The following is a 16,948-nucleotide window of genomic DNA, read 5'->3' on the forward strand; positions in this document are numbered from 1 at the left end:
CACGCTAGAGTCGTCACTGTCCGTAACGGATTGACGACGGGGGATGTCATGGCCGTGGAGCAGTGCGCGGTGCGGAGCGCTGGGGGGCGCGGCGCCATGGAGGAGAGCGTTCCGCTCGCCAGGGCGGCGCGGGAACTGGGGCTGAAGCCCCGTGAGTTCGAACTGGCCGTACAGCTGGGGGAAGTGCGCACCGTCGCGTCCGGCCCCGGAGGGCGGCGGCGTGTGGCGCGTGAGGAGATCGAACGGCACCGTGCCACCGAGGCGTTCCCGGAGGCTCTGCGTACCCGTTTGTGGGTGGTCGGCACGACGGAGGGGGCCGAGCTGCTCGGCATCAGCCCGGGCCGGTTCACCCGGCTCGCGAAGGCTGGCTGCTTCGCTCCGGTGCGCTTTTACGTCAACCGCTACCGCGTGGTCGTCTGGCACTATCTGACGGCGGATCTCGTGGAGTTCGCCGACCGCAGCCCCGATCTGCTGTCCGGGCGCACGCCCGCTCCACTGCGGGCGGTGCTGGAGAAACACCCCGACCGGCGGGCCCGCGGCTGGCGCGCGCGGCGGCTCGACCAGCTGACCGCGCAAGCGGAGGATCCCTGGCAGCGGGCGGCCGTCCCCGCGGCCGTGCTCGGCTCCGACGACCTGGCCGACGCCGTGCCGGATCCCGGCGAGCGGGCGTACCTGAGCGCGCTGCGCCCGGCCCTCGTCCCCGCTCGTCCCGTCACGGGGCCCGCCCGGGACGTCGTCGACGAGCTGGTGCTGGCCCAGGACGAGGACGAGATCGAGTGGCACCGGCACTGCCTGACCGCCGCGCTGGCGGAGGCCCGTGCCCTGGGCCCGGCCTCACCGGCCGGCGGCGTGCCACCGGGAACCGTCGCGGCGGGTACGTCAGCGGCCTCCCTCGAACAGGCCTTGCGGACCGAGCCGTCGGTGCCGGTCCTCTCCTCGACGCGCTCCGTGCTCTCCGCGCCGCCCGCACCGTCCGCGCCGCTGGAACGGCCGGTGCCCTCCGGAGCCGGGGTGGGAGGGCCGCCCCGGCAGGCCGGACCGAGCGGGCCGTCGGGCCCGGGCCGGCCGGGGCTTCCCGGGCTCTGGAGGCGGTTGCGCCGCCGGGGAGGGCGGCGCGGCCCGGCGGTCAGAGCTGGCCGACGTCCATGATCCGGATCACCGCGCGGCCCTCCTCGTCGGAGGCGGCCAGGTCCACCTCGGCGGTGATGCCCCAGTCGTGGTCGCCGTTGGGGTCGGCGAAGGTCTGCCGGACGCGCCAGAGCCCGTCCTCCGGCCGCTCCTCGATCCGCAGCAGCTTCGGGCCGCGCGCGTCGGGGCCGGTGCCCAGCTCCTCGTACTCCTCCCAGTACGCGTCCATGGCCTCCGCCCAGCGGTCCTCGTTCCAGCCGGACTCCTCGTCCAGCTCGCCCAGCTCGCCCACCTTGTCCAAGGCGGCCAGCTCCACGCGGCGGAAGAGCGCGTTGCGCACCAGCACCCGGAAGGCGCGGGCGTTCGCGGTGACCGGCTTGACCTGGTCGGCGCGCTCCTGGGCCTCCTCGGCCGTCTCCTCGGCGGGGTTGGCGAGCTGCTCCCACTCGTCCAGGAGGCTGGAGTCGACCTGCCGCACCATCTCGCCGAGCCAGGCGATCAGGTCCTCGAAGTCGTCCGACTTCAGATCGTCCGGGACGGTGTGGTCCAGCGCCTTGTAGGCGCTCGCCAGATAGCGCAGCACGATGCCCTCGGTCCGCGCGAGATCGTAGAAGGAGGTGAACTCCGTGAAGGTCATGGCCCGCTCGTACATGTCGCGGATGACCGACTTGGGGGACAGCGGGTGATCGCCGACCCACGGGTGGCTCTTGCGGTAGACGTCGTAGGCGTGGGAGAGCAGCTCCTCCAGGGGCTTGGGGTAGCTGATGTCCATCAGCCGCTCCATGCGCTCCTCGTACTCGACGCCGTCCGCCTTCATCGCCGCGACCGCCTCGCCGCGTGCCTTGTTCTGCTGCGCGGCCAGGATCTGCCGCGGGTCGTCCAGCGTCGACTCGACGACGGAGACCATGTCCAGGGCGTAGGAGGGGGACTCCGGGTCGAGGAGCTCGAAGGAGGCGAGCGCGAAGGTCGACAGCGGCTGGTTGAGCGCGAAGTCCGACTGGAGGTCGACCGTCAGCCGTACGATGCGGCCTTCGGCGTCCGGCTCGTCGAGCTGCTCGACCACGCCGCCGTGCAGCAGCGAGCGGTAGATGGCGATGGCGCGGCGGATGTGGCGCAGCTGGTTCTTGCGCGGCTCGTGGTTGTCCTCCAGCAGCCTGCGCATCGCGTCGAAGGCGTTGCCGGGGCGGGCGATGACCGCCAGCAACATGGCGTGCGTGACCCGGAAGCGCGAGGTGAGCTGCTCGGGCTCGGAGGCGATGAGTTTCTCGAACGTGGTCTCGGTCCAGTTGACGAAACCCTCGGGAGCCTTCTTGCGGACCACCTTGCGGCGCTTCTTCGGGTCGTCGCCCGCCTTGGCCAGGGCCTTCTCGTTCTCGACGACGTGGTCGGGCGCCTGGGCGACGACGAACCCGGCCGTGTCGAACCCGGCCCGTCCGGCCCGGCCCGCGATCTGGTGGAACTCCCGCGCGCGCAGCGTGCGCACCCGCTGCCCGTCGTATTTGGTCAGCGCGGTGAACAGCACGGTGCGGATCGGCACGTTCACGCCGACGCCGAGGGTGTCCGTGCCGCAGATGACCTTCAGCAGGCCGGCCTGGGCCAGCCGTTCCACCAGCCGCCGGTACTTCGGCAGCATCCCCGCGTGGTGCACGCCGATGCCGTGGCGGACGTAGCGCGAGAGGTTCCGGCCGAACTTGGTGGTGAAGCGGAAATTGCCGATCAGCTTGGCGATCTCGTCCTTCTCCTCGCGCGAGCACATGTTGATGCTCATCAGCGCCTGGGCCCGCTCGACGGCGGCGGCCTGGGTGAAGTGGACGATGTACACCGGCGCCTGGTGGGTCTGGAGCAGCTCGGTGAGCGTCTCGGTCAGCGGCGTCGCACGGTACTCGTACGACAGCGGCACGGGCCGGGTCGCGGAGCGGACCACCGTGGTGGGCCGGCCGGTGCGCCGCGTCAGGTCCTCCTCGAAGCGGGAGACGTCACCGAGCGTCGCGGACATCAGGACGAACTGCGCCTGCGGCAGCTCCAGCAGCGGGATCTGCCAGGCCCAGCCGCGGTCCGGCTCGGCATAGAAGTGGAACTCGTCCATGACGACCTGGCCGATGTCGGCGTCCCTGCCGTCCCGCAGCGCGATGGAGGCCAGCACCTCGGCCGTGCAGCAGATGACGGGCGCGTCGGCGTTGACCGAGGCGTCGCCCGTGAGCATGCCGACGTTCTCCGTGCCGAAGATCTTGCACAGGTCGAAGAACTTCTCGGAGACCAGCGCCTTGATGGGCGCGGTGTAGAACGTCACCTTGTCGTTGGCCAGCGCGGTGAAGTGCGCGCCCGCCGCGACGAGGCTCTTGCCCGAGCCGGTCGGCGTCGAAAGGATCACGTTCGCGCCGGAGACCACCTCGATCAGCGCCTCCTCCTGAGCGGGGTACAGCGTGATGCCCCGCTCCTCGGCCCAGGTCGAGAAAGCTTCGAAAAGGGCATCGGGGTCGGCATGGCTCGGCATCTGATCGATAAGGGTCACACCCCCATACTGCCTGGCCCACGCCCGGATCAGGGAACTGGCCGGTCGGACGATGATCGTTCCGGCGTTACGCTGAGTGGCCGACCCGGCGTCAGGACAGTGCGGCGCCGCCGAGCGGGAGGGGTGGACACCACCATGATGGGACCGGCGCACTCACTGTCGGGAGCGGCCGCCTGGCTGGGCGTGGGGGCGGCGGCCGCGGCCGCGGGCCATCCGATGCCCTGGGCGGTGCTGGTCGTCGGGGCGCTGATCTCCGCCGGCGCGGCGCTCGCACCGGACCTCGACCACAAGTCGGCGACCATATCGCGGGCGTTCGGGCCGATATCGCGGGTCCTGTGCGAGGTCATCGACAAGCTCTCCCACGCCGTCTACAAGGCGACCAGGGCGAAGAGCGACCCGCGTCGCAACGGCGGCCACCGCACCCTCACGCACACCGCCCTGTGGGCGCTGCTGATCGGGGCCGGCGCCTCGGCGCTGGCGATGACCGGTGACCGCTGGGCCGTACTCGGCATCCTTTTCGTGCATGTCGTCCTGGCCGTCGAGGGCCTGCTGTGGCGTGCGGCCCGCACCTCCAGCGATGTGCTGGTCTGGCTGCTCGGCGCCGCGGGCGCCTGGATACTCGCCGGCATCCTGGACCGGCCGGGCCAGGGTGCCGACTGGCTCTTCAGCGGGCCGGGTCAGGAGTACCTGTGGCTCGGGCTTCCCATCGTCCTCGGGGCGCTCGTGCACGACGTCGGCGACGCGCTCACCGTCTCCGGCTGCCCGATCCTGTGGCCCATACCCATCGGCCGCAAGCGCTGGTACCCCCTCGGCCCGCCGAAGGCCATGCGCTTCCGCGCCGGCAGCTGGGTGGAGGTGAAGGTCCTCATGCCGGTCTTCATGCTGCTCGGAGGCATCGGCGGCCTGGGGGCGCTGGAGTTCATCTGAGGATTCGCCCGGACGCGACCCGCATGTGAGGAGCATCACCCGGGGGTGGGCGGGTGATGTCCTCGGTGCGGGCGTGGTGACTGCTCGGCCGCCCGGGCGGCCCTGTGGCATGCCCCCGCCGAGGGGGCTACCGCCATGCGTCTGCGGGCCGGTAGGAGTCGATCAGCCGGGCCAGGTGCGTGCCCGCGATCCTCAGCGGCTCGTCACTCCGGGACACCTGGGCGGCCAGCTCGGCGCCCTCCAGGGTGCTGATCACGGTGTGGCCGAGGTCGCGGGCGTCGGCTTCGTCGATTCCGGCGCCGTGCAGCTTCTCGGCCACCAGGCCCCGCCAGCGCTCGAACGCCTCCGCCGCGGCCTGCTGGATGTCGGGGGCGCGGTGAGCCGTTCCCAGGGCGGTGGCCGTGACGGGGCAGCCGTCGGCCCAGTCCGAGTCGCGGAGGCCGTCGGCGAGGGCGCGGGTGCAGGCGATCATCGCCTCGGCCGGGTCCGTCTCGCTGGCCAGCACCTCGCGCAGGATCTCCACGAACTCCTCGTCGCCGTGCCGGACGGCCGCCACGGCCAGCTCCTGCTTGCCGCCGGGGAAGAAGTGGTAGACGGAGCCGAGGGTGGCCTTGGCCTCCTGGGCGATCTGCTTGATGCCGGTCCCGTCGTAGCCCTGTCGCTGCATCAGCCGTGAGGCCGCGCGGACGACCCGCTCGCGGGTGCCGTGGTGGGCCTGCGCGTCGCCGTCCGCGCCCTTGGTCGCGTCGTGGTCCCTGTTCGCGTCGTGCTGCGGCTTGGTCTTCACCGCGACAGTCTATCGAATAGAGCGTTCGTTCTAGCTTTGTGCTACCTTCCTCTCTAGTTAGAGCGTTCGTTCTAGAGGGGGTTTTCCATGAGCAAGCAGTCGGTCACCGTCGTCGGCCTCGGTCCGATGGGCCAGGCGATGGTGCGGGCGTTCCTGGCCGCCGGCCACCAGGTGACGGTGTGGAACCGGACGGCCGCCAGGGCCGAGGAACTGGTCGCCGAGGGTGCGCGGCGGGCGGACACGATCGGCGAGGCCCTGGCCGCCAACGAGCTGGTGATCCTGAGCCTGACGGACTACGACGCGATGTACACCGTCCTCGGACCCGCCGCAGAGGCCCTTGCCGGCCGGGTCCTCGTCAACCTCAGCTCGGACACGCCCGAGAAGGCCCGCGAAGCGGCCCGGTGGGCGGCCCGGCACGGTGCCCGCCACCTCACCGGCGGCGTGCAGAGCCCGCCGTCGGGCATCGGGAAGCCGGAGTCCGCCACCTTCTACAGCGGTCCCCGGGACGCCTTCGAGGCGCACGCCGCGACTCTCGGGGTCCTGACGGGCACCGACTACCGCGGTGAGGACCCCGGTCTGGCCGCCCTGTACTACCAGATCCAGATGGACGTCTTCTGGACCGCCATGCTCAGTTACCTCCACGCCCTGGCCGTGGCCGACGCCAACGGCATCTCGGCCCAGGAGTTCCTGCCCTACGCCACGTCCACCGTGGCCTCCCTGCCGGGCTTCCTGGAGTTCTACGCCCCGCGGATCGACAAGGGGGAGCACGCCGGCGACGTCGACAAGCTCGCCATGGGCGTGGCCAGCGTCGACCACGTCCTCCACACCACCAAGGACTCGGGCGTCGACACCTCACTGCCCGCGGCCGTCCGGGACGTCTTCCGCCGGGGCCTGGCGGCCGGCCACGCCGGTGACAGCTTCACCAGCCTGATCGAGGTCTTCAAGAAGGAGGCGGCGGCGTAACTAACCCGCCCGCCGCCTCGGGGAAGGCGTCGAACGCGGCCCGGAGGCCGCCCCGGTCGTGCGCCGTTCGCGGCCCACGGCCAGTGCTCCCGGGCAGCCGTTCCCCTCCCTCGCCCGGTGGAGGGCCGTCCTTCCGCCGGGCGAGGGAGGACCGCCGGCGCGCGACGCGCGCCGGCCCCGTGTCCGGCTACTGATGCCAAGAACGCCACAGCGCCGCGTACGCGCCGTCCGCCGCGACCAGTTCGTCATGGCTGCCCAGCTCGCTGATCCGGCCGTCCTCCGCCACCGCGATCACGTCCGCGTCGTGCGCGGTGTGCAGCCGGTGGGCGATGGCCACGACCGTGCGGCCCTCCAGCACCTTCGCGAGCGATCGCTCCAGATGGCGCGCGGCCCTCGGGTCCAGCAGAGACGTTGCCTCGTCCAGCACGAGGGTGTGCGGATCAGCCAGCACCAGCCGGGCCAGCGCGATCTGCTGTGCCTGGGCCGGCGTGAGCGTGTGGCCGCCGGAACCCACCTCCGTGTCCAGTCCCTCCTCCAGCGCGCGGGCCCAGACGTCGGCGTCCACCGCGCCGAGCGCCGCCCACAGTTCGCCGTCGCCGGCGTCCGTGCGGGCCAGCAGCAGGTTGTCCCGCAGCGAGCCGACGAACACGTGGTGCTCCTGGTTGACCAGCGCCACGTGGCGGCGCACCCGCTCCGTGGGCATCCGGGACAGCTCGGCGTCGCCCAGCGTCACCGTCCCCGAGCGCGGCGCGTAGATGCCGGCGAGCAGCCGGCCCAGCGTCGACTTCCCCGCGCCGGACGGGCCGACCAGCGCCACCCGGCTGCCCGGGCGGACGTCCAGGGACACGCCGTGCAGCACGTCGCCGCCGGTCGGGTAGCCGAAGCGCACCTCGTCCGCCCGCACCTGCCGGCCCTTCGGGCTCACCAGCTCGTCCGTGTCGTCCGGCTCGATCTCGTGCACGCCCACCAGCCGGGCCAGGGACACCAGGGCGACCTGGAGTTCGTCGTACCAGCGCAGGATCAGTCCGATGGGCTCGACGAGCATCTGCGCCAGGAGCGCGCCCGTCGTCAGCCGGCCCACCGAGAGCCACCCCTGGAGCACGAACTCCCCGCCGATGACCAGCACCGAGCCCAGCAGCAGCACGTGCGTCACGTTGATCACCGGGAACAGGACCGATCGCAGCCACAGGGTGTACCGCTCCCACCGGACCCATTCGTCCACTCGCCGGTCGGACAGCTCCACCCGGCGCCGGCCCAGCCGGTGCGCCTCGATCGTGCGGCCGGCGTCCACGGTCTCCGCGAGCGAGGCGGCGACCGCCGCGTAGCCCGCGGCCTCGGAGCGGTAGGCGCCCGGCGCCCGCCGGAAGTACCAGCGGCTGCCCGCGAGCAGCAGGGGCAGCCCGACCAGCACGCACAACGCCAGCGGGGGCGCGGTCACCGTCAGCGCACCGAGCAGCAGGCCCACCCAGACGAAGCCGATGGTCAGCTGGGGCACGGCCTCGCGCATGGCGTTCGCCAGCCGGTCGACGTCCGTGGTGATGCGGGACAGCAGGTCACCGGTCCCGGCCCGCTCCAGCACGCTCGGCGGCAGCGCCACCGACCGCACCAGGAAGTCCTCGCGCAGGTCCGCCAGCATCCGCTCGCCCAGCACCGCGCCGCGCAGCCGCACCATCCGCACGAACAGCGCCTGCACGGCCAGCGCGGCCGCGAACAGCGCGACGGTACGGCCCAGGTGCAGCTCCTCCGCCCCCGACGACAGGTCCTCGACCAGCCCGCCGAGCAGGTACGGGCCGACCGTCGAGGCGACCACGGCGACCGCGTTGACCGTCACCAGCAGGGCGAAGGCCCTGCGGTGCCTGCGCAGAAGGTCCTTGACGTAACGGCGCACCGTGGCGGGTCCGGCCACCGGAAGGGTCGCCGCCGACTCCGGTGCCGCGGGGTCGTACGCCGGTGGTGCCACGCCGATCATGCGGACTCCCCGATGGGTTCGCTCTTGCCGGATTCCACGAGTTCCTTGTCCGGTTCCTCGTCCGTCTGACGGGTGACGACCGCGCGGTAAACGGGGTTCGAGCGCACGAGGTCCTCGTGCGCGCCCACCGCGGCCACCGTGCCCTCCCTCAGGAACACCACACGGTCCGCCCGGTCGAGCAGCAGCGGGCTGGAGGAGAAGACCACGGTCGTCCGCCCCGCCCGCAGGGCCCGCACGCCGTCGGCGACACGGGCCTCGGTGTGCGAGTCCACGGCCGACGTCGGTTCGTCGAGCACCAGCACCTCCGGGTCGGTCACCAGCGAACGGGCCAGGGTGAGCCGCTGCCGCTGGCCGCCCGACAGGGAGCGGCCCCGCTCGGTGATGCGGGTGCGCAGGGGGTCGCCGGAGCCGTCCGGTGACGCCTGGGCCAGGGAGGCGAGGACGTCGTCGCACCGGGCCGCCGTCAGGGCGGCGTCGGCCGTGACGGCTCCCGAGGAGGGGACGTCCAGCAGCTCCGTCAGCGTGCCCGACAGCAGCACCGGATCCTTGTCCTGCACCAGCACCGCCGTCCTGGCCACGTCCAGCGGCACCTCGTCCAGCGCCACCCCGCCGAGCAGCACCGACGGCGAGTCGCCCGCGCCCTCCGCCGCGTGCCCGCCGAGCCGGTCGGCGAGCCGCCCGGCGGCGTCCGGGTCGCCCACGACCACGGCCGTCAACTCCCCCGAGCGGGCCAGCAGACCTGTCGCCGGATCGTAGAGGTCGCCCTTGAGGTCCCCCGCCACGGCCTCGACGTCGTCCGCCGGCACGGCGGTGCGGCGCAGCGCGAGCACCTTGGCGGCACGCTGGGCGGACGGACGGGAGAAGGAATAGGCCATCGCTATCTCCTCGAACTGCCGCAGTGGGAACAGCAGGAACGTGACCACGCCGTAGACGGTGACCAGCTCGCCCACCCCGATCCGGCCGTCACGGGCCAGCAGGGCCCCGTACCAGACCACCGCGATCATCAGCAGACCCGGCAGCACCACCTGGACCGCCGCGATGAGCGCCCACATCCGGGCACTGCGCACGGCCGCCCTGCGGACCTCCTGCGAGGCGCTGCGGTAGCGCGACAGGAACAACTCCTCGCCGCCGATGCCCCGCAGGACCCGCAGCCCGGCCACGGTGTCCGACGCCAGCTCGGTCGCCCGGCCGGCCTTCTCGCGCTGCTCGTCGGCCCGCTTCGTCGCGGGCGGCAGCAACGGCAGGACCGCCAGGGCCATGAGGGGCACCCCGGCCGCGACCACCGCGCCGAGCGCCGGCTGGTAGACCAGCAGGGCCACGCACACCACCAGCGTGGTGAACGCCGCGGCGACGAAGCGGGAGAGGGCCTCCACGAACCAGCCGATCTTCTCGACGTCGCCCGTGGACACCGCGACGACCTCACCTGCGGCGACACGCCGGGTCAGCGCCGACCCCAACTCGGCCGTCTTGCGCGCCAGAAGCTGCTGCACCCGGGCGGCCGCCGTGATCCAGTTGGTGACGGCCGTGCGGTGCAGCATCGTGTCGCCCAGCGCCGTCAGAGCCCCGAGCAGCAGCAACAGGCCACCGGCCGCCGCGAGCCGAGCGCCCGAACGATCGACGACCGCCGCCACGCCCATGCCCACGGCCAGCGGGAACAGCGCCACCGAACCGGAATGGACGACGCCCCAGAACAGCGACCTCAGTTGGCCGCCCAGCTGGTTGCGCCCCAGCCAGTAGAGGAAGCGCGGCCCGGACCGGACGTCGGGGCGGCCCGGATCGGCGTACGGCAGATCACGAATTTGCATGACATCCCGGCTTCGGCGTGCGATTGGGTGGATGAGGGCGCGAGTGGGGGAGCCGTGCAAGGCTGCTGCACAGGAGGGCTCAATTCAACTGGTTTTCCGTGCCGGTGCGGCGTATCAGGCCAAACGTGCTCTGGCGCGCGGCAGTCCGCCGCGCTTCACTCCTGCCCCATGAGACGACTGTTCCTCACCCTGTGCGCCGCGGCGCTCGGCCTCGTGCTGGGCATGAGCCCCGCCGCGGCCGCCGGCCCGCCGCCCGAGTTCGGCACCGACTGGCACGACCCGGTCACCGCCGGCCCACCCGTGCCCACCCCCGGCACCACCTCCTGCAAGGCGACGGTCGCCGACACGGAGTTCCGCGACTACACGCCCTACAAGGGCACCTACCTGCCGCCCAAGGGCTGCGGCGACCGCTGGAACAAGGTCGTCCTGCGGCTCGAAGGAGCCGTCGCCGGCCGGCAGTACGACCGCCTGGGCTACCTGCACATCGGGGGCGTCGAGGTGCTGCGCACCTCCACCCCGGAGCCCTCGCCCGAGGGCGTCGCGTGGAACGTCGAGAAGGACGTCACCCGTTACGCCGCGACGCTCAGGTCCCGCCAGCCGGTCGAGATGCTCATCGGCAACCTCGTCAACGAGACCTACACCGGCGTCATCAAGGTCAAGGTGACGCTGACCTTCTATGCGGCCGAGGGGAGCGTGGAACCGGCGCCCGCCCCCGACCGCGTGCTGACCCTGGACGGCGCGCACACCGTGGGCGCGGCGTACGAGGGCACGCTGACCACCCCGCGCAACAGCGAACGGATCGTGGCGGAGGTGTACGCCACCGGATCCGGGGGCGAGTGCGAGGAGTTCTGGTACCTCACGGTGCCGGACGCCGCACCCTACTCCTGCAAGGCCCAGGACGGCCCGTACCGCGAGGTCCGGGTCGCCGTCGACGGCAAGCTCGCCGGGATCGCCGCTCCCTACCCCACGGTGTGGACGGGCGGCTGGTCCAACCCCTTCCTCTGGTACGTGATACCGGGCCCGCGCGCCTTCGACGTCCGGCCCGTCGAATACGACCTCACGCCCTTCGCCGGACAGCTCAACGACGGCAAGCCGCACACGATCACGGTCTCGGTCGCGGGCGTACCGGAGGGACGGAGCGGCTGGAGCACGCCCACCAACATCCTGGTCTGGCAGGACGCGGGGGCCGACCGCGTCACCGGCGCCCTCACGACCCACCGGGAAGGGGCGCCCAGGAACACGACCGCCCTCGAACAGGGCGCCGAGTACCGGTTGAAGGCCGACGGCGGGCACGCCCTGACGGTCGCCGGCTACCTCGACACCTCCCACGGCCGCGTCGGCACGACCGTCACCCGCGAGGTCGCCGCGACCTCCCTCCACCGCTGGACCAAGGGTGAGACGACCGACGGGCTCCAGGCCCGGTGGGACGACGACGAGACCGTCACGGTCGCGGGCCGGGGGCCGGCGACCGTCACGCACGCCCGGCGCGCCTACAGCATGAACGGTGAGACGTCGATCAGCGGCGGTCGCCTGCGCACGGTCATGACGATGGGGGACCGCGCCGACAGCGCCACGCTGCGCGCGGGGGCCCCGCCGCGGTGGACGCGACTGGACGACACCTACACGGGCGACGCCTCGTACAACCAGGACGTCCCGCGCGACCAGCGTCACGCCACCGGCGTCTCGCGCGAGCGCTACCGCCTCCAGGGCTCCGGCGTCTGCTACGACCGGACGCTGGCCACCGCCCAGGGCGAGCTGACGGAGGACAGCCGGCGCTGCTGAACGCCGAACCGGGCCGGCGCCCCGCCTTGGCGCGGGGCTCCGCGTCCGGCCGGGCCCGTGGCCCGCGCGGACGCCTCCGCGCGCCCGGCCGGAGGGGAGGGGCCTCAGGCCGGGCGGTCGGGGCCCGTCAGCAGCTCGGTCAGCAGCCCGGCCAGTACGTCGCGCTGCTCGGCGCTCAAGGGGGCGAGGATGTCCTCGACGGCGGCCAGGCGCGCCTCACGCAGGGCGCGCAGCGTGGAGCGGCCCTGGTCGGTGAGCTCTATGCGGATGACCCGCCGGTTGCTCTGGTCCGGGACCCGGCGCACGGCGCCGTTGGCCTCCAGAGCGTCGACCAGCGTGGTGACCGCCCGGGGGACGACCTCGAGGTGCTGGGCCAGGTCGGCCATGCGCGGAGGCGTCTCGTAGTGGGCGACGGTGCGCAGCAGCCGTGACTGGGCGGGGGTGATGCCGACCGGGTCCAGGTAGCGCTTCTGCGCGCGGTGGAGCCTTCGGGTCAGCCTCAGCAGCTGCTCGGTGAGGTGGCCGGACGTGTCGGGGGCCGTCATGATCGCATGTTATCAGGACGGCTTCCATTGTGAGTATAGGTAACAGTGAGCTATGCTCTGTTCAGCGTCAGCGTTCCAGGCGTTTCCTCCGCTCGCGCCGTCCGGCGCCGACCTCGCTGAAGGAGCCCATGCCACACGACGAACTGGACTGGACACCGCCTCCCGCAGACCCGGAGCAGCCCGCGCAGGTGCGGCGCATCCTCCGCCTCTTCCGCCCGTACCGCGGCCGCCTCGGCCTCGTCGGGCTGCTCGTCGCCGCCTCGTCCCTCGTCACCGTCGCCTCGCCGTTCCTCCTGCGCGAGGTGCTCGACGTCGCCATCCCCCAGGGCCGCACCGGTCTGCTGACCCTGCTGGCCCTCGGCATGATCGCGGCCGCCGTCGTGAACAGCGTCTTCGGCGTGCTGCAGACCCTGATCTCCACCACCGTCGGCCAGCGCGTGATGCACGACCTGCGCACCGCGGTCTACGGCCGTCTCCAGACGATGCCGCTGGCCTTCTTCACCCGGACCCGCACGGGCGAGGTCCAGTCCCGCATCGCCAACGACATCGGCGGCATGCAGGCCACCGTCACGTCCACCGCGACGTCCCTGGTCTCCAACCTCACCAGCGTCATCGCCACCGTCGTGGCGATGGTGGCGCTGGACTGGCGGCTGACGGTCGTCTCCCTGCTCCTGCTGCCGCTGTTCGTATGGATCAGCCGGCGTGTGGGCGACGAGCGCAAGCGGATCACGGCCAAGCGGCAGAGCCAGATGGCCGCCATGGCCGCCATGGTGACCGAATCGCTCTCCGTCAGCGGCATCCTGCTCGGCCGCACCATGGGCCGGTCGGACTCGCTGACCAAGGCGTTCGCCCAGGAGTCCGAACGCCTCGTCGCCCTGGAGGTGCGCACCAACATGGCGGGGCGGTGGCGGATGTCGACCATCGGCATCGTCATGGCCGCCATGCCCGCGCTCGTCTACTGGGCCGCCGGCATGGCCCTCAAGACGGGCGGGCCCGACATCTCCCTCGGCACGCTCGTCGCCTTCGTCTCCCTCCAGCAGGGCCTCTTCCGGCCCACCGTCAGCCTGCTCTCCACGGGCGTGCAGATGCAGACCTCCCTCGCGCTCTTCCAGCGGATCTTCGAGTACCTCGACATGCCGGTGGACATCACCGAGCCCGAGCACCCCGTCCGGCTGGACAAGATCAGCGGCGAAGTCCGCTTTGAGAACGTCTCCTTCTCCTACGACCCCGCGAACCCGGCCCTCACCGGCATCGACCTCATGGTCCCTGCGGGCGGCAGCCTGGCCGTCGTGGGCCCGACCGGTTCCGGCAAGAGCACGCTGAGCTATCTCGTCCCCCGGCTGTACGACGTCACCGCCGGACGGGTCCTGCTCGACGGGACCGACGTGCGCGACCTCGACTTCGACACCCTCGCCCGCGCGGTCGGGGTGGTCTCCCAGGAGACCTACCTCTTCCACGCCTCCGTCGCCGAGAACCTCCGCTTCGCCAAGCCCGACGCCAGTGACGAGGAGCTGAGAGCGGCCGCCGAAGCCGCCCAGATCCACGACCACATAGCCTCCCTCCCCGAGGGCTACGACACCCTGGTCGGCGAGCGCGGCTACCGCTTCTCCGGTGGCGAGAAGCAGCGCCTGGCCATCGCGCGGACGATCCTGCGCGATCCGCCGGTGCTCATCCTGGACGAGGCGACGAGCGCTCTGGACACCCACACCGAGCACGCCGTCCAGCAGGCCATCGACGCGCTCTCCGCCGGGCGCACGACGATCACCATCGCGCACCGCCTCTCCACGGTCCGCCACGCCGACCAGATCGTCGTGCTCCGAGGCGGCCGGATAGCCGAGCGCGGCACCCACCAGGAACTTCTCGCGGGCGACGGGCATTACGCGGCGCTGGTGCGCCGCGACACCCACCTCACCGTGAAGGTCTGAGCCTCGCCCCACGGTCCGGCTTCCCCCAGGGGCCCGGGCCCGGGAGCGCGCGGGCCGGGTGGCCTTCCCGGCCGCCCGGCACCGTGCACCGCGTGGGGTCAGAGTGAGCGCAGGTCGACGGCGTGCGCCATGACGCGGTAGCCGGCGTCGTTGGGGTGCTTGTGGTCACCGCTGTCGTACGCCGCGTCGAGCGACTCCTCGTCGCCCGGCGCCGCCAGGGCCGCGGCGAAGTCGGCCACGGCGTCGTACTCACCGGAGGTACGGATCCACTCGTTGAGCGCGACCCGCTTCGCCTCCGCCCGCGGTGTGTGGTACTCCGCGCCCTTGAACGGCAGCATCGTCGCGCCGACGACCCGCACGCCCCGCGCGTGGGCACGCCGGATCAGATCCCGGTATCCGGCGATCAACTGCGCCACGTCCACGTCCGGATCGGGCTTGTAGGTCGGCAGGTCGACCTCGCTGAAACCGATGTCGTTGAGACCGGCGAACACGATCACCGAGCGGACCCCGGGCCTGTCGAGCACATCACGCTCGAAGCGGCCCACCGCCCGCTCGCCGTACCACGGCGAGTCGTGGAGCACGAGGTTGCCGCCGATGCCCGCGTTGACGACGCCCCACGCACCGCCGTCGGCGGCCAGCCGCTCGGCGAGCGCGTCCGGGTAGCGGCGGTCGGCTCCCACGGTCGAGCCGAATCCGTCCGTGATGGAGTCACCGAAGGCCACCACCGTCTCCCGCACCGCGCCCTCGCCGCTTAGTTCGACGTCGGAGAGGTAGTACCAGGAGTGGGTCCGCTCCTCGAACCCCTCATCGCCGGTCTCGCCCGTCCGGTCGCCCGTCGCGCGGTAGCTGTCCGTGTAGGCCTGCGCGTGGAACGTCGCCGGGCCGGTCGCGCCCGCGAAGAACAACGTCACCGCCACCCCGTCGAACCGTTCGACGCGCACGTCCACCGCGTCGCTGACACGCTCACCACCGGCCGGGACCACCACCGTGCGGGACCCGCCGAAGGTCACCTCCCGCAGCGTGCCGGGCCGGAGGGCGGCGCCTTCGGCCGCCAGCGCCAGCGTCGCGGCGGTGACCGTCAGCGGCTTTGCGCCGAAGCGGTTCGACAGCCGGATCCGCGCCGCGGTGCCGCCGCCGGTGACGCGGACGACCTGCCGCACCGACTGGTGGTCGAAGCCCTTCTCCGACCAGTTCTCCTCGAAACCGGAGCTCGGCTGCTGCACCGGAGCCGACCAGCCGGCCGACCACCGCGTCGCCGTCTCCTCGGTGGTGAGCACCGCGGTCTCGGAATCCCGCCCCTGAACAGTCATCGGTCAAGCCTCTCTCGCGTGAAGTCGCATCACTTCCCTGCGAGGAAGAGCCTGCCGTCAGGCGCGTGGCCCACCCAGCCCCTCCTGCCGCGTACGCACCGCGTGCGTACCACCGGCAGGGTCACCCTCCGGGGCCCGCGGACGGGTGAACTCCGCCCGTATCGCCTCCGTGTGCTCACCAAGCGCCGGGACCGCGCCCATGGCTGCCTCCCGCCCGGCCACCACCACCGGGGGCAGCAGGCCGCGCAACGGGCCGGCGGGCGAGGCGAAGTCGCGCCAGCGGTCACGCGCGGCCAGCTGCGGATGGGCCGCGAACTCGGCCACGGTCCGCAGCCGCGCGTGGGCTATGCCCGCCTCACCGAGGAGCGCGAGCACCCCGTCCGCCGTGTGCGCGGCGAAGCACTCCTCCAGCACGGCCGTCAGCTCCCCGTCGTGCGCGTGCCGCAGCGGATTGTCGGCGAAGCGCGGGTCGCGGACCAGCGCGGGCCGCAGCAGCACCCGTTCGCACAAGGCCACCCACTCCCGGTCGTTCTGCACGCTCAGGAACACCCGCGTGCCGTCACCGCACCGGTAGGGCCCGTAGGGGGAGATGGACGGATGCCGGGCGCCGCTGCGGGCGAGGGGCGGCCCGCCGTACGCCTCGGCGAAGTACGGATGCCCCATCCACTCCGCCAGGGCGTCGAAGAGCGCCACGGACAGCGCCGTGCCCGTGCCCGTGCGCTCACGCTCGTACAAGGCGGTGAGGATGCCGCTGAAGGCGTACATGCCGCCCGCGATGTCGGCGACGGAAATCCCCGGCCGCGCCATCGAGTCGGCGCTTCCGGTGAGGGACACCAGCCCGGTCTCACACTGCACCAGCAGGTCGTAGGCCTTCTCGTCGCGGTAGGGCCCGGCCGTGCCGTAGCCCGAGAGGTCGCAGGTGATCAGGCGCGGGTCGCGGGCCCGCAGGACGTCACAGCCGAGGCCGAGCCGTTCGGCGGCGCCGGGGCCGAGGTTCTGGACGAAGACGTCCGCACGGTCGATGAGGCGGTCGAGGAGTGAGCGGTCGGCGGGTGTCTTGAGGTCGAGCACCACGCTCTCCTTGCCGCGGTTGACCCACACGAAGTAGGCGGAGAGCCCTTTGACGCGGCCGTCGTAGTCGCGTGCGAAGTCGCCGCCGCCGGGCCGCTCGACCTTGATGACGCGGGCGCCGAGGTCCGCGAGCTGGCGGGTGGCGAAGGGCGCCGCGACGGCCTGCTCGAGGGCCACGACCGTCACACCGCTCAGGGGCGCTTGCATGCCCGCTCCTTCCAGGG

12 protein-coding genes are annotated in these 16,948 nt (G+C 72.4%); 5 read left to right on the forward strand and 7 right to left on the reverse strand.

What is annotated here, in order from left to right:
- The first annotated feature begins 48 nt into the window (after positions 1–48).
- Complete coding sequence (locus CYQ11_RS27420; RefSeq protein WP_240003248.1) at positions 49–1,149, forward strand: DUF6397 family protein; 1,101 nt, start codon at positions 49–51, stop codon at positions 1,147–1,149.
- Here CYQ11_RS27420 and CYQ11_RS27425 read toward each other — a convergent pair.
- The gene (locus tag CYQ11_RS27425; protein WP_099198337.1) at positions 1,127–3,640 is read right to left on the reverse strand and encodes a DEAD/DEAH box helicase; all 2,514 of its coding nucleotides are present in this window, start codon (positions 3,638–3,640) and stop codon (positions 1,127–1,129) included. The two genes, CYQ11_RS27420 and CYQ11_RS27425, sit on opposite strands and share 23 nt — an antisense overlap.
- Before the next feature lie 135 nt (positions 3,641–3,775).
- On the opposite strand from CYQ11_RS27425, the gene CYQ11_RS27430 reads away from it, so the two are divergent.
- Entirely contained in the window at positions 3,776–4,567 is a 792-nt protein-coding gene (locus tag CYQ11_RS27430; RefSeq protein ID WP_099198403.1) for a metal-dependent hydrolase, read from the forward strand.
- A 127-nt stretch (positions 4,568–4,694) separates the two neighbouring features.
- On the opposite strand, the gene CYQ11_RS27435 is transcribed toward CYQ11_RS27430, so the two are convergent.
- On the reverse strand, positions 4,695–5,354 hold the full coding sequence (locus tag CYQ11_RS27435) for a TetR/AcrR family transcriptional regulator (protein WP_275666335.1): 660 nt from the start codon (positions 5,352–5,354) through the stop codon (positions 4,695–4,697).
- A gap of 87 nt (positions 5,355–5,441) precedes the next feature.
- Here CYQ11_RS27435 and CYQ11_RS27440 point away from each other — a divergent pair, with 87 nt between their 5' ends.
- Positions 5,442–6,317, forward strand: coding sequence for an NAD(P)-dependent oxidoreductase (locus CYQ11_RS27440; protein WP_099198338.1), 876 nt, complete (start codon positions 5,442–5,444; stop codon positions 6,315–6,317).
- A gap of 187 nt (positions 6,318–6,504) precedes the next feature.
- On the opposite strand, the gene CYQ11_RS27445 is transcribed toward CYQ11_RS27440, so the two are convergent.
- Positions 6,505–8,286, reverse strand: coding sequence for an ABC transporter ATP-binding protein (locus tag CYQ11_RS27445; protein ID WP_099198339.1), 1,782 nt, complete (start codon positions 8,284–8,286; stop codon positions 6,505–6,507).
- On the reverse strand, positions 8,283–10,091 hold the full coding sequence (locus tag CYQ11_RS27450) for an ABC transporter ATP-binding protein (protein WP_099198340.1): 1,809 nt from the start codon (positions 10,089–10,091) through the stop codon (positions 8,283–8,285). The genes CYQ11_RS27445 and CYQ11_RS27450 overlap by 4 nt, the downstream gene beginning before the upstream one ends.
- A gap of 168 nt (positions 10,092–10,259) precedes the next feature.
- Between CYQ11_RS27450 and CYQ11_RS27455 the strand changes: the two genes are divergently transcribed.
- Positions 10,260–11,873, forward strand: coding sequence for a peptide-N4-asparagine amidase (locus CYQ11_RS27455; protein ID WP_099198341.1), 1,614 nt, complete (start codon positions 10,260–10,262; stop codon positions 11,871–11,873).
- A 104-nt stretch (positions 11,874–11,977) separates the two neighbouring features.
- On the opposite strand, the gene CYQ11_RS27460 is transcribed toward CYQ11_RS27455, so the two are convergent.
- Positions 11,978–12,418, reverse strand: coding sequence for a MarR family winged helix-turn-helix transcriptional regulator (locus CYQ11_RS27460; protein WP_099198342.1), 441 nt, complete (start codon positions 12,416–12,418; stop codon positions 11,978–11,980).
- A 128-nt stretch (positions 12,419–12,546) separates the two neighbouring features.
- Between CYQ11_RS27460 and CYQ11_RS27465 the strand changes: the two genes are divergently transcribed.
- Positions 12,547–14,343, forward strand: coding sequence for an ABC transporter ATP-binding protein (locus CYQ11_RS27465; RefSeq protein WP_099198343.1), 1,797 nt, complete (start codon positions 12,547–12,549; stop codon positions 14,341–14,343).
- Between the two features lie 98 nt (positions 14,344–14,441).
- Here the strand turns inward: CYQ11_RS27465 and CYQ11_RS27470 are convergent, their stop codons facing one another.
- Both CYQ11_RS27470 and CYQ11_RS27475 read right to left on the reverse strand, forming a co-directional pair.
- Entirely contained in the window at positions 14,442–15,653 is a 1,212-nt protein-coding gene (locus CYQ11_RS27470; protein WP_099198344.1) for an SGNH/GDSL hydrolase family protein, read from the reverse strand.
- Between the two features lie 57 nt (positions 15,654–15,710).
- Positions 15,711–16,931 carry a CaiB/BaiF CoA transferase family protein gene (locus tag CYQ11_RS27475; RefSeq protein WP_099198345.1) on the reverse strand — a complete coding sequence of 407 codons (1,221 nt, stop codon included), beginning with the start codon at positions 16,929–16,931 and terminating at the stop codon, positions 15,711–15,713.
- Positions 16,932–16,948 lie beyond the last annotated feature (17 nt).

Origin of the sequence: Streptomyces cinnamoneus, assembly GCF_002939475.1 — a bacterium.
GTDB classification, from domain to species: Bacteria; Actinomycetota; Actinomycetes; order Streptomycetales; family Streptomycetaceae; genus Streptomyces; species Streptomyces cinnamoneus_A.

Coding starts and splice junctions, on each gene's coding strand:
- CYQ11_RS27445 (WP_099198339.1), bottom strand. CDS start 8,286: ATGATCGGCGTGGCACCACCGGCGTACGACCCCGCGGCACCGGAGTCG.
- CYQ11_RS27475 (WP_099198345.1), bottom strand. CDS start 16,931: ATGCAAGCGCCCCTGAGCGGTGTGACGGTCGTGGCCCTCGAGCAGGCC.
- CYQ11_RS27470 (WP_099198344.1), bottom strand. CDS start 15,653: ATGACTGTTCAGGGGCGGGATTCCGAGACCGCGGTGCTCACCACCGAG.
- CYQ11_RS27455 (WP_099198341.1), top strand. CDS start 10,260: ATGAGACGACTGTTCCTCACCCTGTGCGCCGCGGCGCTCGGCCTCGTG.
- CYQ11_RS27450 (WP_099198340.1), bottom strand. CDS start 10,091: ATGCAAATTCGTGATCTGCCGTACGCCGATCCGGGCCGCCCCGACGTC.
- CYQ11_RS27465 (WP_099198343.1), top strand. CDS start 12,547: ATGCCACACGACGAACTGGACTGGACACCGCCTCCCGCAGACCCGGAG.
- CYQ11_RS27460 (WP_099198342.1), bottom strand. CDS start 12,418: ATGACGGCCCCCGACACGTCCGGCCACCTCACCGAGCAGCTGCTGAGG.
- CYQ11_RS27430 (WP_099198403.1), top strand. CDS start 3,776: ATGATGGGACCGGCGCACTCACTGTCGGGAGCGGCCGCCTGGCTGGGC.
- CYQ11_RS27420 (WP_240003248.1), top strand. CDS start 49: ATGGCCGTGGAGCAGTGCGCGGTGCGGAGCGCTGGGGGGCGCGGCGCC.
- CYQ11_RS27440 (WP_099198338.1), top strand. CDS start 5,442: ATGAGCAAGCAGTCGGTCACCGTCGTCGGCCTCGGTCCGATGGGCCAG.